The organism is Mesorhizobium sp. C399B, from assembly GCF_030323185.1.
In the GTDB taxonomy this organism is placed as follows: Bacteria; Pseudomonadota; Alphaproteobacteria; order Rhizobiales; family Rhizobiaceae; genus Mesorhizobium.
This window is the reverse complement of the sequence record NZ_CP100472.1, coordinates 1,071,534-1,087,066: the sequence shown is the minus strand read 5'-3', so window position 1 is coordinate 1,087,066 and position 15,533 is coordinate 1,071,534. Positions and strand designations below refer to the sequence as shown.

13 protein-coding genes are annotated in these 15,533 nt (G+C 61.0%); 10 read left to right on the top strand and 3 right to left on the bottom strand.

The window, feature by feature from the left end:
* The first annotated feature begins 32 nt into the window (after positions 1-32).
* The 6 genes from NLY36_RS05280 to NLY36_RS05255 all read left to right on the top strand — a co-directional run bounded on the left by NLY36_RS05280 (position 33) and on the right by NLY36_RS05255 (position 7,182).
* A complete protein-coding gene (locus NLY36_RS05280; RefSeq protein ID WP_023668187.1) occupies positions 33-1,685 on the top strand; it encodes an ABC transporter substrate-binding protein in 1,653 nt (550 codons plus the stop codon).
* A 223-nt stretch (positions 1,686-1,908) separates the two neighbouring features.
* Positions 1,909-2,943, top strand: coding sequence for an ABC transporter permease (locus NLY36_RS05275; protein WP_023668188.1), 1,035 nt, complete (start codon positions 1,909-1,911; stop codon positions 2,941-2,943).
* A gap of 13 nt (positions 2,944-2,956) precedes the next feature.
* A complete protein-coding gene (locus NLY36_RS05270; protein WP_023668189.1) occupies positions 2,957-4,114 on the top strand; it encodes an ABC transporter permease in 1,158 nt (385 codons plus the stop codon).
* Positions 4,115-4,161: 47 nt separating this feature from the next.
* Entirely contained in the window at positions 4,162-6,378 is a 2,217-nt protein-coding gene (locus NLY36_RS05265) for a dipeptide ABC transporter ATP-binding protein (RefSeq protein ID WP_023668190.1), read from the top strand.
* Positions 6,379-6,520: 142 nt separating this feature from the next.
* Entirely contained in the window at positions 6,521-6,748 is a 228-nt protein-coding gene (locus NLY36_RS05260; protein WP_023668191.1) for a hypothetical protein, read from the top strand.
* Positions 6,745-7,182, top strand: a complete 438-nt coding sequence (locus tag NLY36_RS05255) for a TA system VapC family ribonuclease toxin (protein WP_023668192.1) — start codon at positions 6,745-6,747, stop codon at positions 7,180-7,182. Before NLY36_RS05260 ends, NLY36_RS05255 begins: the two co-directional genes overlap by 4 nt.
* Positions 7,183-7,238: 56 nt before the next feature.
* Here NLY36_RS05255 and NLY36_RS05250 read toward each other — a convergent pair whose 3' ends face one another.
* Positions 7,239-7,829: a transglycosylase SLT domain-containing protein gene (locus NLY36_RS05250; protein WP_023735994.1), complete on the bottom strand. Its 591-nt coding sequence runs from the start codon at positions 7,827-7,829 to the stop codon at positions 7,239-7,241.
* 216 nt (positions 7,830-8,045) lie between these two features.
* Between NLY36_RS05250 and NLY36_RS05245 the strand changes: the two genes are divergently transcribed.
* Positions 8,046-9,584, top strand: coding sequence for a trimethylamine methyltransferase family protein (locus NLY36_RS05245; RefSeq protein WP_023735993.1), 1,539 nt, complete (start codon positions 8,046-8,048; stop codon positions 9,582-9,584).
* Between the two features lie 78 nt (positions 9,585-9,662).
* Positions 9,663-12,104, top strand: a complete 2,442-nt coding sequence (locus tag NLY36_RS05240; protein ID WP_023735992.1) for a GcvT family protein — start codon at positions 9,663-9,665, stop codon at positions 12,102-12,104.
* A 93-nt stretch (positions 12,105-12,197) separates the two neighbouring features.
* Here the strand turns inward: NLY36_RS05240 and NLY36_RS05235 are convergent, their stop codons facing one another.
* Complete coding sequence (locus NLY36_RS05235; RefSeq protein WP_023735991.1) at positions 12,198-12,590, bottom strand: DoxX family protein; 393 nt, start codon at positions 12,588-12,590, stop codon at positions 12,198-12,200.
* Positions 12,591-12,797: 207 nt separating this feature from the next.
* Here NLY36_RS05235 and NLY36_RS05230 point away from each other — a divergent pair, with 207 nt between their 5' ends.
* Positions 12,798-13,286 carry a hypothetical protein gene (locus tag NLY36_RS05230; protein ID WP_023735990.1) on the top strand — a complete coding sequence of 163 codons (489 nt, stop codon included), beginning with the start codon at positions 12,798-12,800 and terminating at the stop codon, positions 13,284-13,286.
* Positions 13,287-13,362: 76 nt separating this feature from the next.
* Here NLY36_RS05230 and NLY36_RS05225 read toward each other — a convergent pair whose 3' ends face one another.
* Entirely contained in the window at positions 13,363-14,139 is a 777-nt protein-coding gene (locus NLY36_RS05225) for a VOC family protein (protein ID WP_023735989.1), read from the bottom strand.
* A 436-nt stretch (positions 14,140-14,575) separates the two neighbouring features.
* Here NLY36_RS05225 and NLY36_RS05220 point away from each other — a divergent pair, with 436 nt between their 5' ends.
* Positions 14,576-15,322: a hypothetical protein gene (locus NLY36_RS05220; RefSeq protein WP_156933211.1), complete on the top strand. Its 747-nt coding sequence runs from the start codon at positions 14,576-14,578 to the stop codon at positions 15,320-15,322.
* The last annotated feature ends 211 nt before the right edge of the window (positions 15,323-15,533 follow it).

The following is a 15,533-nucleotide window of genomic DNA, read 5'->3' as shown; positions in this document are numbered from 1 at the left end:
AAAGGCGGAAAGCCAACAATGGGAGTTAAGGTATGACAAATTACAAGAGTAATGGCGATCGCGTTCCCGATCACATCCTGGCCATGGCCGAAGAAGCCAAGGCAGGCAAAGTCGATCGCCGCGAGTTCCTCGCCATGGCGAGCGTGTTCGGCGCGTCGACCGCGATGGCCTACGGCATGCTCGGCGTAGCCGTGCCGACCCAAGCCAGGGCCGAAGAGGTGCAGGGCAAGAAGGGCGGCATCCTTAAAGTCGCGCAATGGGTCAAGGATCCCAAGGATCCGCGCAAGGCCGACTGGTCGGAAATCGCCAATGCCGAGCGTCAGGCGCTTGAGCCGCTGGTCAAGTACACCAGCGAATACACGTTCCGCCCGTACCTTCTGGAGAGCTGGGAGGTCAACGACGACGCCACCGAGTACACGCTGCATGTGCGCAAGGGTGTGACCTGGTCGAATGGCGATGCCTTCACCGCCGATGACGTCATCTTCAACCTCAAGCGCTGGGCCGACAAGAAGGCCGAGGGCAATTCCATGCCTGGCCGTCTCGGCACGCTGGTCAAGGACGACAAGCTCGACGAAAGCGCCGTGACCAAGGTTGACGACCACACCGTCAAGCTGAAGCTCGGCAAGGCTGACATCGCGCTCATTCCGAACATGTGCGACTATCCCGGCCTCATCGTGCACAAGAGCTTCGACGAGAAGGGCGGCGACTTCAAAGCCTGCCCGATCGGTACCGGCCCGTTCGAGCTCGTCTCCTACGATGTCGGCCAGAAGGTGGTCTACAAGCGCCGCGAGGACAACAAGTGGTGGGACGGCGAGGTGTTCCTCGACGGCATCGAATTCGTCGACTACGGCACCGATCCGGCAGCCATGGTCAGTGCCTTCGAGGCCGGCGAAGTCCATACCAATTTCGAGACCTCGGCCGACTATGTGTCAATCCTCGACGGACTGGACCTGGTCAAGTCCGAAATCGTCACCGCGTCGACCATCGTGTGCCGCACCAACATCAACAACAAGCCTTACGGCGACCAGAAGGTACGCAACGCGCTGCAACTCGCGGTCGACAACAATGTCGTCCTGCAGCTTGGCTACGGAAATGCCGGCACGGTGGCTGAAAACCACCATGTCTGCCAAATCCACCCGGAATATTACGAGCTGCCCAAAGTCGCTCGCGATCCGGCCAAGGCCAAGGCGCTGATGGCGGAAGCCGGCCAGGCCGACTTCGAGCATGAGCTGATCACGGTCGACGAAGACTGGCACAAGAATACCGGCGACGCCATCGCCGCGCAGATGCGCGACGCCGGCCTCAAGGTAAAGCGCACGGTGCTGCCGGGCTCGACGTTCTGGAACGACTGGACCAAGTATCCGCTGTCGATGACCAACTGGAACATGCGCCCGCTCGGCGTTCAGGTTCTGGCGATCGGCTACCGCACCGGCGAGGCGTGGAACGAGTCGGCCTATTCCAACCCCGAATGGGATGCCAAGCTCAATGCAGCATTGGCCGTTGCCGATGCGGCCAAGCGCAAGGAGATGATGAAGGACATCGAGCAGATCCTGCAGGATTCCGGCATCATGATCCAGCCATACTGGCGCAAGCTCTACAGCCACTCGGTCAAGGCGGTGCAGAATTACAAGATGCATCCGACCTTCGAGCGCGACTACGGCAAGGTCTGGCTCGACCAGGCGTGATCGGAACGTCAGGGAAGGGGCGCTTCGCTCCTTCCCGTCACGCCTCGCTTGGTCCAGAACCGGAAGCCGCCGCAGCAAAAAGTTGCGGACTCTCCTGAAAGACCGTTCAATAAAACTGGGTTGATTGCATCCGAGTGCCGATTTGACGGCCAACTCTGCCGGCAACGGCAAAGCTGGTTTTTCGAACTGGCTCCAACCCCAACCAGACCGGCAGGGGACCGCCATGCTTTCTTTCGTAATCCGGCGTCTCGGCACCATGGCATTGACGATGCTGTGCCTGACGATGATCGTCTTCTTCCTGATCAACCTCGAGCCGAATTTGAAGAAGCTGGCGATCAGCCAGACCGAAATGCACACATCGGCCGAACAGCTCGAAAGCTGGCTGGTCAACCATGGCTACCGGCAGAACTTCTTCGTGCGCTACGGGCAATGGCTGGGCGTCGTCCCGAAGCAACCGGTGACCGATCCGGCGACCGGCAAGCCGACGCAGCGTTTCTCCTTCTGCAACGATCCGCTGGAGCCGAAATTCTCCGGCATCCTGGAAGGTGATTTCGGCTGCTCGACGAAGTTCAAAACCTCCGTTGCGTCAAAGCTCTTCCCCGCACTCGCCGCCACCGGCATTCTGATGCTCTGCGTGCTGTTGGTGATGGTACCGATTTCGCTGCTGATCGGCATCCTGGCCGGCATGCGCGAGGGCTCGCGAACGGACCGAACGCTGTCCGTCGCCTCGATCGCGTCGACGGCGACGCCCGAATATGTGTCCGGCGTCATCTTCACCGTCATCTTCGCCTCCTGGCTCGGCTGGCTGAACGGTTCGGCCGCCTCGGCAAGCCAGGGCATCACCTTCTACAATTTCACCCTGCCGGTGATGACGCTGGCGATCTACGGCATCGGCTACATCGCCCGCATGACGCGCGCCTCGATGGTCGAGGTGATGACGCAGCAATATATCCGCACCGCCCGGCTGAAGGGGCTTTCCTTCGGCAGCGTCGTCGTCAAGCACGCGCTGCGTAATGCGCTGATCGCGCCGTTCACCGTCATCATGCTGCAATTTCCCTGGCTGCTTACCGGCGTCGTCATCGTCGAGGTGATGTTCCGCTACCAGGGCTTTGGCTACACGCTGGTCGAAGCCGCCGGCAACAACGACATCGATCTGCTGCTTGGCTGTTCACTGGTCTCGGTGTTCATCGTGCTGATCACGCAGCTCATCTCGGATGTCGGCTACGCGTTCCTCAATCCGCGTATCAGAGTTCAATAGGGGGCTGGGGCAGATGCAGGTCGAATATATCGGTGCCTTCAATGTCGTGCTCGGCGTGATTGGGCGTTTCTGGCCGGTCTGGTTAGGGCTTGCCCTGGTGATGGGAGCGAGCTTCGCCTACAAGAAAAGGCTCGGCCTCTACGGCCAGCTGTTCGATAGCGGCGTCGGCATAGTGGGTGTCGGCATCTGCCTGTTCTGGCTGTTCACGGCAATCTTCGCGTCGACCGTCGCGCCCTTCGATCCGCTCGCCCAGGTGCCGATCATGAAGGATGCGCTGCCGGGCGCGCTCGAGCCGGTATCGAAACTCATCTACTATTTCGGCGGCGACAAGCTCGCCCGCGATGTCTTTTCGCGCATGGTCTATGGCAGCCAGATCGTGCTGATCATCGCACCGGCTGCGACCGGTTTCGCGCTGATGGTCGGCATTACGCTCGGTCTGCCCGCCGGCTACTATGGCGGCCGGATCGACACCGTGCTGTCCTTCCTGGCCAATCTGGTGCTGGCCTTCCCGGTGATCCTGCTGTTCTACCTGCTGGTGACGCCGGGCATCATGGATACGCCGATCCCATACGCCATGGCCGGGCTGTTCTTCCTGTTCCCGATCATCTTCTTTTCGGTGCTGTTCTGGACCCGCTACAAGAACCGGCCGGACCGCCTCTATATATTGCTCGGGCTGACGCTGATCATCGGCGGCTGGGTCTATGCCGGCCTGGTGTTCGACGCCGATCCGTTCAAGATCATCCACATCGATCCCAACCAGCTCAACATCTTCGTGGCGGTGGTGTTCGCCTCCAGCCCCGGCGTATTCCGCATCGTGCGCGGCCTGGTGATGGACATCAAGACGCGCGACTATGTGGCGGCGGCGCAGACGCGCGGTGAATCGCCCTGGTACATCATGCTGTGGGAGATCCTGCCCAATGCGCGCGGGCCGCTGATCGTCGATGCCTGCCTGCGCATCGGCTACACCACGATCCTGCTCGGCACGCTCGGCTATTTCGGGCTGGGCCTGGCGCCGGAGAGCCCGGACTGGGGCACCGCAATCAAGGACGCCAGCCGCCTGCTGCGCTCCTTCATCCACCCGGCGCTGCCGCCGACGATCGCGCTGATGTCGTTCGTGCTGGGCTTGAACCTGCTTGCCGACTCGCTGCGCGAACAATCGATGAAAGACTGATCTGCGGGTTTCGGCCCGCGAGCATGAAAATAGGATTGGAGCGACCCATGAATGAGGCAGTTCGAAATCCCGGCAACCCGACCCTTGGGCCAAGCGCTGCGCCGATCATCGAGATCGAGAACCTGTCGATCTCCTTCTTCACCCGCAAGGGCGAGATCCCCGCCGTCATGGACTTTTCCTGCACGGTGATGCCGGGCGAAGCCATGGGCATCGTCGGCGAGTCCGGCTGCGGCAAGTCGACCGTGTCGCTCGGCATCATGCGCGACCTCTCCAACATCGGAAAGATCGTCGGCGGCAAGATCAAGTTCCAGGGCAAGGACATGGGCGAGCTGTCCGACGAGGAGTTGCGCTCCATCCGCGGCAACAAGATCGCCATGATCTACCAGGAGCCGATGGCGAGCCTCAATCCGGCGATGAAGGTCGGCCAGCAATTGATGGAAGTGCCGCTGATCCACGACAAGGTGTCGAAGGAAGAGGCTTACAAAAGGGCGCTCGAAATGGTGCGCTCGGTGAGATTGCCCGATCCCGAACGCATGATGCGTTCCTATCCGCACCAGCTGTCCGGCGGCCAGCAGCAGCGCATCGTCATTGCCATGGCGCTGCTGTCGAAGCCGGCGCTGCTTCTGCTCGATGAACCGACGACGGCGCTCGACGTGACGGTGGAGGCCGGCATCGTCGAACTGGTCAAGGGGCTGGGCGAGAAGTTCGGCACGTCGATGATCTTCGTGTCGCACAATCTGGGCCTCATCCTCGAGACCTGCGACCGCATCACGGTGATGTATTCGGGCGAAGCGGTCGAGACCGGCAAGATCAAGGACGTGTTCGACCGGATGCGCCATCCCTATACGCAAGGGCTGTTCCGCTCGATTCCGCTGCCGGGCGCCGACAAGAATTCGCGGCCGCTGATCTCTATCCCCGGCCAGTTGCCGCTGCCGCATGAGCGGCCCAAGGGCTGCAATTTCGGCCCGCGCTGCCACCATTTCGTTGAGGGCGTCTGCAATGCCGCCGAAATCCCGATGATCGAGGTCGCCGGTCACGAAGGGCATTTCTCGCGCTGCGTGCGCTTCAACGAGATCGACTGGGAAGCGCTGCCTCCCGGCGCCAAGAAGGTCAATGAGAAGGTCGTGCCCGGCGCGCCGGTGCTCAAGATCGAGGATTTGAGAAAATACTACAAGGTCGGCGGCAGCGAAGTGTTCGGCTCCAGCGAAGGCCGCGTGGTCAAGGCCAATGAGACGATCTCGTTCATGGCGCGCGAATCCGAGACCGTCGCCATCGTCGGCGAGTCCGGCTGCGGAAAGTCGACACTGGCCAAGGTCCTGCTGGGGCTGGAGACGGCAAGTGCCGGCACAGTGACGCTGGGCAACAAGGAGATCCAGTCGACCGGCATCGAGAAGCGCAGCGTCGAAACGGTGTCGTCGATCCAGATGGTGTTCCAGAACCCGTTCGATACACTCAATCCCAGCCACTCCGTCGGTTCGCAGATCATCCGCACGCTGGAAAAATTCAAAGTCGGCAACAATGTCGCCGAGCGGCGCAAGCGCATGCTGGAGCTGCTCGACCTGGTGAAGCTGCCGCGGGCCTTCGAGACGCGCAAGCCGCGTCAGCTCTCAGGCGGCCAGAAGCAGCGCATCGGCGTGGCGCGTGCCTTTGCCGGCGATGCCAAGGTGGTGGTGGCCGACGAGCCGGTGTCGGCACTCGACGTCTCGGTGCAGGCGGCGGTGACCGAGCTGCTGATGGACATCCAGCGCAAGAACAAGACGACGATGCTGTTCATCAGCCACGATCTGTCCGTCGTGCGCTACATCGCCGACCGCGTCGTCGTCATGTATCTCGGCTACATCGTCGAGCAGGGCACGACCGACCAGATCTTCGCGCCACCCTATCACCCCTACACAGAGGCGCTGCTGTCGGCGATCCCGATCGCCGACACCAGCGTGGTCAAACGGCACATCGTGCTCGAAGGCGATATCCCGTCGGCGATGAACCCGCCGAGCGGCTGCCCGTTCCAGACGCGCTGCGGCTACAAGAGGCTGGTGCCGGACAATCTGTGCGAGACCAAGGTGCCGCCGGTGAAGCATCTCGGCGATGGCCATATGAGCCTGTGCTGGCTGTCGGACGATGTGCTGGCGACGATGGAGCCGGTGATCAAGTTCGACAGGGAACACGCAGCGCATGAGGGCGTGCCGGAAGACGCACCGGATGGGATCGGCCCCGGTTTCGCCGGCGAACCGCCGAAGCGCCCGCATGGCAAGAAGCCGAGCTGACCAGCCATAGAGGCAATGCCGCTCGTTGGCGCATTGCCGCAGCGTCGCCATAGCTCAAGGAACGACAGCTACGTTCGCTTGAATATTGCTGTCCATTGCTTTATGTGATGCGTGATGTTTGATGCGCCATAGGGAGCATATTGTGAGAACCACACTTGCAATCGATGACGATGTCCTACTTGCGGCCAAGGCCATGGCGCGACAGCAGGATCGCAGCGTTGGCGACGTCATTTCCGATCTGGCTCGCCGCTCACTGCGCAGGCCCCCGACCGGCGGTGAACGCAACGGCATCCCCTTGCTTGCATCGCGGCCCGACGGCCCGATGGTCGATCTCGAAATGGTCAATGCGCTTCGCGACGAATTGCCGTGACCTTCCTGCTCGACGTCAATGTGTTGATTGCGTTGATCGATCCGGCTCACGTCGCGCATGAAGATGCCCATCGGTGGTTCCAATCCTCCGGGCATTTATCATGGGCAACATGTCCCATTACCGAGAATGGCGTCATCAGGATTGTAAGCAACCCGAAATACCCCAATTCTCCGGGTTCGCCCGCCGTGGTGGCGCAGGTTGTCGGCAAGCTGCATGCCCTTTCAGGACATCAGTTCTGGCCTGACGAGATCAGCCTTGTCGGTTCCAACGACATCGATGCAGCCAGGATCCTCACCCCGGCACAGGTAACGGATAGCTATCTGTTGGGACTCGCCAAGGCGCGTGACGGCCAATTGGCGACGTTTGACCGAAAGCTGTCGACGGCAGCGGTAAAGGGAGGGAGGTCGATCCTCCACCTGATCCCAAGCGAATGAATTGCTGAGTTCCGCTTCGATCGCAAACTGCGTGGCTGCAAGACCGCTTGGCAACGTCAGCTGCCGCATTGCTGCAGCTGTTCGGCATAGTCGCGGGCCATCTTTTCGGTCGCCCTGGCATAGCCCTGCACGCCGGCATCGCCACGGTTACCGCGGCCGTAGGCGGTCCAGCCAAGATAGTAGGCGAGATAGAGATTGTAGGTGTCGTTGCGGGCGACGCCGAACGTGTCTGATGTCTTGGAATGATACCAGCCGACGAAATCGACGGCATCGGCAAACTTGGTCCGCCTCGCCGCCCAACTGCCGGTTTCGCTCTGATATTGCGACCATGTGCCGTCGAGCGCCTGCGAGAAACCGGTGGCTGACGAGACATGTTTCCACGGAATGAAGCCGAGCAGTTTGGTACGCGGCGGCTTGGCATTGCTCTTGAAACCGGATTCCTTGCGCACCGTCGCCATCAGCACAGGGACGGGGACGCCGTATTTCTGCGAGGCGCGCTCGGCGGCCGACTGCCAGTTGTCGAACCAGCCGTCGTTCTGGTCGAAGACGGCGCAGACATTGTTGATATGGTTGGGCGGCGTCGCGCAGGCCGGCAAAGCCAGCAGCACGCCAACCGCTACAATTTTACTCAAACTCGAACTACGCATTGGAAAACGAATAGGCCGAAATCATAAAGGGAATCTTTCGGCGTTTCTTAACGGCTTGCCGGCCCGCTGCGCTCAGGGGGCCTGTATCATTATTCCGACCTTTCGCGTCGCCTTTATCTCCGTCAGAATTCAAAAATGCCGCCTTGGCTAAAATCACGTCCGCGAAGGGCGGATTTCTGACAGCGATGTCCGGATGCCGGCGCTCTGATGCCAGGCATGAATGAACCAAGACGCAAGCGCGGCGCGGAGCGAACCAGCAACCGGGGGCCTGCCGCCATCCCGCAACTTCCACTGCGGCGGGTGACCAATCCCTATCCGCCGATGGCGATGCTCTCAGTCGACCAGGTCGAAACGATCCACCAGGCGTCGATGCATATTCTGGAAAATTTCGGCATCGAGGTGATGTCTCAGCGGGCGCTGGCGCTGTTCGAGAAGGCGGGCGCAAAGGTCGACCATGCAACGGCGAACGTCCGCATCGACCGGGGCCTTGTCGCCGAGGCGCTGAAGACCACGCAGTCCAGCTACCGGCTGACGCCGCGCAACCCCGCCAACACCATTCATCTCGGCGGCAACACGATCAATTTCACCCTCGTCGCCGGGCCGCCCAATGTGCACGACATGGAGCGCGGCCGGCGCGCTGGAAACTTGCACGACTATGCCGATCTCACCCGGCTGGCTCAGCATTTCAACTGCATCCACATGCTCGGCAACCAGGTCTGCGCGCCGGTGGAACTGCCGGCGAACACCAGGCACATGGATACCTATTTCACCAATCTGACGCTGACCGACAAATCCTTCCATGTCTCGGCGATCGGACGAGGCCGGGCGCTGGACGGCATCGAGATGATGGCAATCGCGCGCGGGCTGACGCTGGACGAGATGCGCGATGATCCCGGCATTGCCACCATCATCTCGGTCAACTCGCCGCGGCGTTTCGACGAGATGATGGCCGAAGGACTGATGACCATGGCTGAGTTCGGCCAGTCGGTGGCGGTGACGCCGTTCACGCTGATGGGCGCGATGAGCCCGGTGACGCTCGCCGGCGCCCTGGCGCAGCAGAATGCCGAGGCGCTGTTCGGCGTGGTGCTGACGCAACTGGTGCGCCCCGGCGCGCCAGTGATGTACGGCGCCTTCACCTCCAACGTCGACATGAAGTCGGGCGCGCCGGCCTTCGGAACGCCGGAGAACACGAAGGCCAACATCGCCTCGGGGCAATTGGCGCGGCGCTACAATCTGCCCTACCGCACGACACCGGGGTCGGCATCGAATGTGGCGGACGCGCAAGGCGCCTACGAGACGCTGATGGCGCTGTGGGGCGCTGTGCTCGGCCACGGCAACCTCGTCTATCATGCCGCCGGCTGGCAGGAGGGCGGGCTGACGGCATCGTTCGAAAAGCTCATCATTGATGTCGAGATGATCCAGCACATGATGGAGTTCTTGCGCCCGATCGTCGTCGACGAGGCGGAGCTTGCGGTCGAGGCGCTGGGCGCGGTGCCGACCGGCGGCCATTTCTTCGGCGAACCGCACACGCTGGAACGCTATGCCACCGCCTTCTACCAGCCGATACTGTCCAACTGGCAGAATTACGAGGCATGGCAGGAGGCCGGCGGCCTCGACACGACGGCGCGCGCGACCCGGCTGTGGAAGAAGGCGCTGGAAGACTATGTCGAGCCGGTGATGGATATCGCCGTGCGCGAGGCGCTGGAGGCGTATGTGGCCAGGCGCAAGGAAGCGATCGGGCAGGGCGAGCCGTGACTTTTTCAGCGTCGGCGCGCGGCGCTGCCTTTCTGATTCACCTTATCTCCTCAACTCATTGATAACAGAGCAAAACTCATGAAATCGCATGCAAAGGTCGTGGTCATTGGCGGTGGCGTCGTCGGGTGCTCCGTGCTGTTCCATCTGGCGCGTCATGGCTGGACCGATGTCGTGCTTTTGGAGCGCGACGAGCTGACCTCCGGCTCGACCTGGCATGCGGCCGGCGGCATGCACACGATCAATGGCGACCCCAACGTCGCCAAGCTGCAGAAATACACGATCTCGCTCTACAAGGAGATCGAGGAGCTGTCGGGACAGGCGACCGGCGTACATCTGACCGGCGGCGTGCTTCTGGCGGCAACCGAGGCGCGGCTCGACTGGCTGCGCGGCGTCGTCGCCAAGGGGCGTTACCTCGGCATCGACCTCGAGGAGATATCGGCCAATGAAGCGGCCGAGCTGATGCCGCTGCTCGACCCGAAACAATTCGTCGGCGCCGTCCGCAACAAGGAGGACGGCCATCTCGATCCCTCCGGCGTGACCCATGCCTATGCCAAGGCCGCGCGGAAACTGGGCGCCGAGGTCGAGCGCTTCACCAAGGTCGAGGACATTGTGCGCCGGCCCGACGGCATGTGGCGCGTCGTCACCAACAAGGGCGAAGTGGTGGCCGAGCATGTCGTCAATGCCGGCGGGTTATGGGCGCGCGAGGTCGGCCGCATGGTCGGGCTGGAGCTGCCGGTGCTGGCAATGGAGCACATGTACCTGATCACCGAGGATATGCCCGAGGTGGCGGCGTGGAACGCCAAGACCGGGACCGAGATCATCCATGCCGTCGATTTCGATGGTGAGCTGTACCTGCGCCAGGAGCGCGGCGGCATGCTGATGGGCACGTACGAGAAGGCCAATAAGGTCTGGTCCGAATTCCAGACGCCGTGGAATTTCGGCCATGAATTGCTGGAGCCGGACATCGACCGCATCGCGCCGTCGCTCGAAGTCGGCTTCAGGCATTTCCCGGCCTTCGAGAGGACCGGCATCAAGCAGATCATCAACGGGCCCTTCACCTTCGCGCCGGACGGCAATCCGCTGGTTGGGCCGGTGCGTGGCCTTCCCGGCTTCTGGGTCGCCTGCGGCGTCATGGCGGGCTTTTCACAAGGCGGCGGCGTCGGCCTGGCGCTGTCCAACTGGATGATCGAGGGCGATCCCGGCGCCGACATCTGGGCGATGGATGTCGCGCGCTACGGCGACTGGGCGACGATGGCCTACACCAACGCCAAGGTGCGCGAGAACTACTCGCGCCGCTTCTCGATCCGTTTCCCCAATGAGGAGCTGCCCGCCGGGCGGCAGCTGAAGACGACGCCGATCTACGATTTGCTGTCGGCCAAGGGCGCGCAATGGGGCGTGTCCTATGGGCTGGAAGTGCCGCTCTGGTTTGCGCCCGAGGGTGTCAAGGACGAGTTCTCGTGGCGGCGGTCCAGCGATTTTTCCCATGTCGCCAATGAGGTCGCGACGGTTCGTGAGAGCGTCGGCCTGGCGGAGATTTCGAACTTCGCCAAATACAAGGTGACGGGAGAAGGGGCGGCCGCTTGGCTCGACCGGATCTTCGCCTGCAAGTTGCCCAAGCCAGGCCGCATGACGCTGGCGCCGATGCTGAAGGATGACGGCAAGCTCATCGGCGATTTCACGCTGGCCAATATCGGTGCCCCCAATTCCAACGGGACCGAGTGGTTCATCGCCGGCTCCGGTATCGCCGAGCAGTATCATATGCGCTGGTTCGAGGCGCATTTACCTGCGGATAGCTCAGTGCGCATGGAGGCGCTGGGGCAGAAACTGACCGGTCTGGCGATCGCCGGACCCAAGGCGAGGGAGGTGCTGGCGAAGGTCAGCCGCGCGGATGTCGCCAACACCGCATTCCCCTTCATGGCGGTCGCGAAAATGGACATCGGCACGGCGCCGTGCCTGGTCGGCCGCGTCAGCTACACCGGCGATCTCGGCTACGAGATCTGGGTGGCGCCGGAATATCAGCGCGCTGCCTTCCAGGCGTTGATGGCGGCAGGCGAGGAATTCGGCCTCGGCCTGTTCGGCTCGCGCGCGCTTAATGGGCTGCGGCTGGAGAAAAACTACGGCTCATGGGCGCGCGAATACCGGCCGATCTACGGGCCGCTGGAGGCCGGGCTCGACCGTTTCGTCGCCTATGGCAAGGATGCCGATTTCATCGGTAAAACCGGCGCTCTTGCCGAGCGCAAGCAGGGCGGCAAGCTCAGGCTGCGCACATTTATCCTCGATGCCGACGATGCCGATGTCATCGGCGACGAGCCGATCTGGTACGATGGCGCGGTGCGCGGCTGGGTAACGTCGGGCGGCTATGCGCATCACTCGAAGAAATCCGTCGCCATCGGCTATGTGCCGAAGGAGATCGCAGACAAGAGCGACGGCTTCGAAATCGAACTTTTGGGCAAGCGCCACGCGGCGCGCGTTCAGGCAGCGCCGCTCTTTGACGCGAACTTCGAGCGAATGCGCGCCTGAAGCGCTTCGGCTTCGCCGAGGCGCTTCAGATTCTTGGTGCAAGTCGTTATCCCAAAACCGCTGCGCACTTTTGGGCGACATGCATTAGGCGCGTCAGGTGCTGCGGCGGTTGTCGAGCGCGAAAGCGCCGGCGCCGGCAAACACCAGATAGAGGAAGATGAAGCAGAAGGAGATCGCCGCATCGCCGCCGTTGTTGACCGGGAAGAAGTCGCGCGGATAGTGCGCCATGAAATAGGCGATGGCCATCTCGCCGGCCAGAAGGAACGCGACCGGGCGGGTGAACAGACCGAGCGCCAGCAGGATGCCACCGGCGAACTCCAGGATGCCTGCCGTCGCCGTCAGGCCGCTAAGAGCGTGAGGCTCGGCGCTGACCGGAAAATTGAACAGTTTCTGCGAGCCATGCTCGAGGAACTGCAGGGCCGTCATGATGCGCAGGACGCCGAGTGCCTGCGGCTGAAATCTGGCGAGACCGTCAAAAAGCTTCATCTAAACTCCATTTTTCCAACCATGTGGCCCGGCCATAAATCATCACCCGGCGCTGGACCATTCACTTCCCATGGCCTGTCATCAACAATCGGTGATTGCAATTATTTCCAGTCTGACTTCGAAATTTGCTCTCGTTATGGTTGCATAGATCTCGTTAAGGTTGTATATCTGCGAGTAGACACTCCAAACCAGACGGGTTCCTTCGCCATGAAAAAAGCCGCCATCAGCCTGTTCGCAATCCTCGCAAGCACCAGTTTCGCCATGGCCGCTGATGCTGGCTGCGATGCCTTCAAATGGCCGGTGACACGCGAGCAGGAACTGTTTCCGGCAGCGCCCGCCGCGCAGTCCGGTGCCTCTCTTGCTTTCGGCGAAGCCGCGGATATGGCGCTGGAGCCCGTCGATGCGGTCAGCTTCACGGTCTCACCGCAACGCGCGCCGGCAGCCGGCACGTTCGGCGCGACGGCAAACGTGGCCGTGCCAGCGGAAGGAGAGCTCCAGATCAGCCTGTCCGACGAGGCCTGGGTCGACGTCATTCAGGATGGCCAAGCCGTGAAATCAGCGGGTTTCAGCGGCGTGAAGACCTGCCCCGGCATCCGCAAGAGCGTGCGCTTCAAGCTGACGCCTGGCGCAGCCACGATCCAGCTCAGCGGCGCCAGGAAAGAGAACCTCAAAGTCGCGGTGCTGGCGCCGGAGTGACCGCGCCCGGACGCGCCTCTCATCGCACCGGCAGTGCGATGAGAGCAGTTTCCGTGCAGGCGAGTACCGGAGGGGGTCAGCGGCCCGGCGCGATCAGCGCGAAATAGGCGCCTTGCGGATCGGTGAACTGGGCAATCCATTGGCCGGTCGGCACCGGCATCGGACCCATGACAATCTTGCCGCCATTGTCGGTGACGCGTTTGGCGGCTGCGTCGATGGCGTCGACATTGAAGTAGAACAGCCAGACCGGCACCGGCAGCTGTTGCGGCTTGTTCATGATGCCGCCGCCGGATTCAGGGCCGGCCGAGAAGGTCTGATAGATGCCCATCTCGCCGACGTCCATGCTACCGGCATCAGTCCAGCCGAACTGGCTTGAGTAGAAATCGAAGGCCTTCTGGCGGTCGGACGCATAAAGCTCGTGCCAGCCGACATGGCCCGGCGTCGTTGCCGGAAGGACGGGCTGGTCGGGACCATTGGGCTGCAGGAACATGAAGGCGGCGCCTTGCGGGTCGGCGACGACGGAGAAGCGGCCGACGCCGGGAATGTCGTCGGGTTCGCGGTGAACAGCCCCGCCGGCGGCTTTCAGTGCCTCGGTCGAGGCATCGGTATCGCTGGTGTGGATATAGCCGAACCAGGCCGGCTTCAGACCCGTCCTGGCTGCTTCCTCGGGCAGGGTCATCAGCCCGCCGACGCCACGCTCGGCGGAGTTCACCACGATATAGCGCGGCATGCCGGGCGCCTTGTCGAAGGGCTCAGCCCGCCAGCCGACCACGGTGGTGTAGAACGCTTGCGCCGCATCGAGGTCGCTGGTCATCAACTCGTACCAGAAGAAGGGCATTGGGGATTTCGGCATTTTTAGTCTCCTCACCTTCATGCATCGATCGTTGTCCGATCCATCAAAGGACGATCTCGGCAGCGCGAATCCGACAGCGGGCTTGAGAAAATCCAACGGCCGCGTTGATACATCGTTCCGCACTTCGCCGCGGCTCTTTACAGATTTTTGGAAGTAATTGTTGTGCGTTGTACGGATAGCGCGGGCGCGCGCCGTATTAGTGTTACGGGCTCAGAGTTTGGGCTAAGGTGGAATACCGTACTTTGAGCATCCATTGGCAGGTGGTAGGATGATAGACGCTTATTCGAAAGTATTTGAAAATCAGCTGTTCCTAGGATTTTGCATTCGTGCGTCTAGAGGCTTACATAGACGAGTCGGGGGATGATGGAGGGTTTCCGATCCAGATTGTCGGCGGGTATGTTGTTAGACCCGAAGATGCGCGTTTCGTAGAGACGGCATGGGCAGCCGTCTTAGAAAGTATGGCGATCTTCCCTACTTCCATATGGTGGAATGCGCTCCTGAGCCTCCAAGCGGCGTCTTCAAAGGAATGCCAAAAGAGCGCAGAATACAGCTTCAAACCGAACTGATGGACCTAATTAATCGACACGTCGCCTTTTCGATTATCTGTTCCACCCCATTGGGCAGATATGATGGGTATAACAAAGATGGAAAATATATTGACCCATATACCTATCTTGTAGGGAACGTATCTGATACAATATATGATATTGCAAATATATATTTTAGAGATTGCGAAGTATCTCTTTTTTATGAAAGTGGACACAAGAACGGGAACACTGCTTGCGAGTATTTCAATGATAGGAAGATCCACCGTCCGCGGACTTCATTTTCATTTATGGACAAGCGAGCGTCTGGCATGATCCAGGCAGCTGACATCATCGTCTGGCAATATGCAAAATTCATAAAGGATATGGTTCAATCTGAGAGAGGCCCCAGAAAAGATTTTCGATCGCTCATGACGGTGCCCGCTAGAATCATGCACGTTGTGCCGACTAAGGATCGAAAACTCACTCTGATTCCGCTTACTGACGGCGATGTTGACAACGGGGAGGCGAGACAACTGCTGCGCGATATCTATGGACCAAACGAGCCGCCCGAGGGCGGTTTGTTTCGAAAGGTGTTGGATCACAAGGGAAAGGGTTTCAAGAGATGGGGGAACGGGAAGGGATGGGAGTGGGACTAGACGACAAGATTGATTAGGTCGGGTGAGCGTTTTCGACCAATGTCATCAGTTCGTACCAGAAGAAGGGCATCGGGGATTTTGGCATTTCTCGGTCTCCTCACCTTCATGCATAGATCGTCGTCCGATCCATCAAAGGACGTTTTCAGCGACGCGAATCCGACAGCGAAGCGGAGAAAGTTCAACGGCTGCGTTGACACATCGTTCCGCACTT

Bases quoted from the DNA above. Each gene is read 5' to 3' on its own strand.
- NLY36_RS05225 (WP_023735989.1), bottom strand. From the start codon at position 14,139: ATGCCGAAATCCCCAATGCCCTTCTTCTGGTACGAGTTGATGACCAGC.
- NLY36_RS05270 (WP_023668189.1), top strand. From the start codon at position 2,957: ATGCAGGTCGAATATATCGGTGCCTTCAATGTCGTGCTCGGCGTGATT.
- NLY36_RS05250 (WP_023735994.1), bottom strand. From the start codon at position 7,829: ATGCGTAGTTCGAGTTTGAGTAAAATTGTAGCGGTTGGCGTGCTGCTG.
- NLY36_RS05220 (WP_156933211.1), top strand. From the start codon at position 14,576: ATGGGCAGCCGTCTTAGAAAGTATGGCGATCTTCCCTACTTCCATATG.
- NLY36_RS05240 (WP_023735992.1), top strand. From the start codon at position 9,663: ATGAAATCGCATGCAAAGGTCGTGGTCATTGGCGGTGGCGTCGTCGGG.
- NLY36_RS05235 (WP_023735991.1), bottom strand. From the start codon at position 12,590: ATGAAGCTTTTTGACGGTCTCGCCAGATTTCAGCCGCAGGCACTCGGC.
- NLY36_RS05245 (WP_023735993.1), top strand. From the start codon at position 8,046: ATGAATGAACCAAGACGCAAGCGCGGCGCGGAGCGAACCAGCAACCGG.
- NLY36_RS05230 (WP_023735990.1), top strand. From the start codon at position 12,798: ATGAAAAAAGCCGCCATCAGCCTGTTCGCAATCCTCGCAAGCACCAGT.
- NLY36_RS05280 (WP_023668187.1), top strand. From the start codon at position 33: ATGACAAATTACAAGAGTAATGGCGATCGCGTTCCCGATCACATCCTG.
- NLY36_RS05265 (WP_023668190.1), top strand. From the start codon at position 4,162: ATGAATGAGGCAGTTCGAAATCCCGGCAACCCGACCCTTGGGCCAAGC.
- NLY36_RS05275 (WP_023668188.1), top strand. From the start codon at position 1,909: ATGCTTTCTTTCGTAATCCGGCGTCTCGGCACCATGGCATTGACGATG.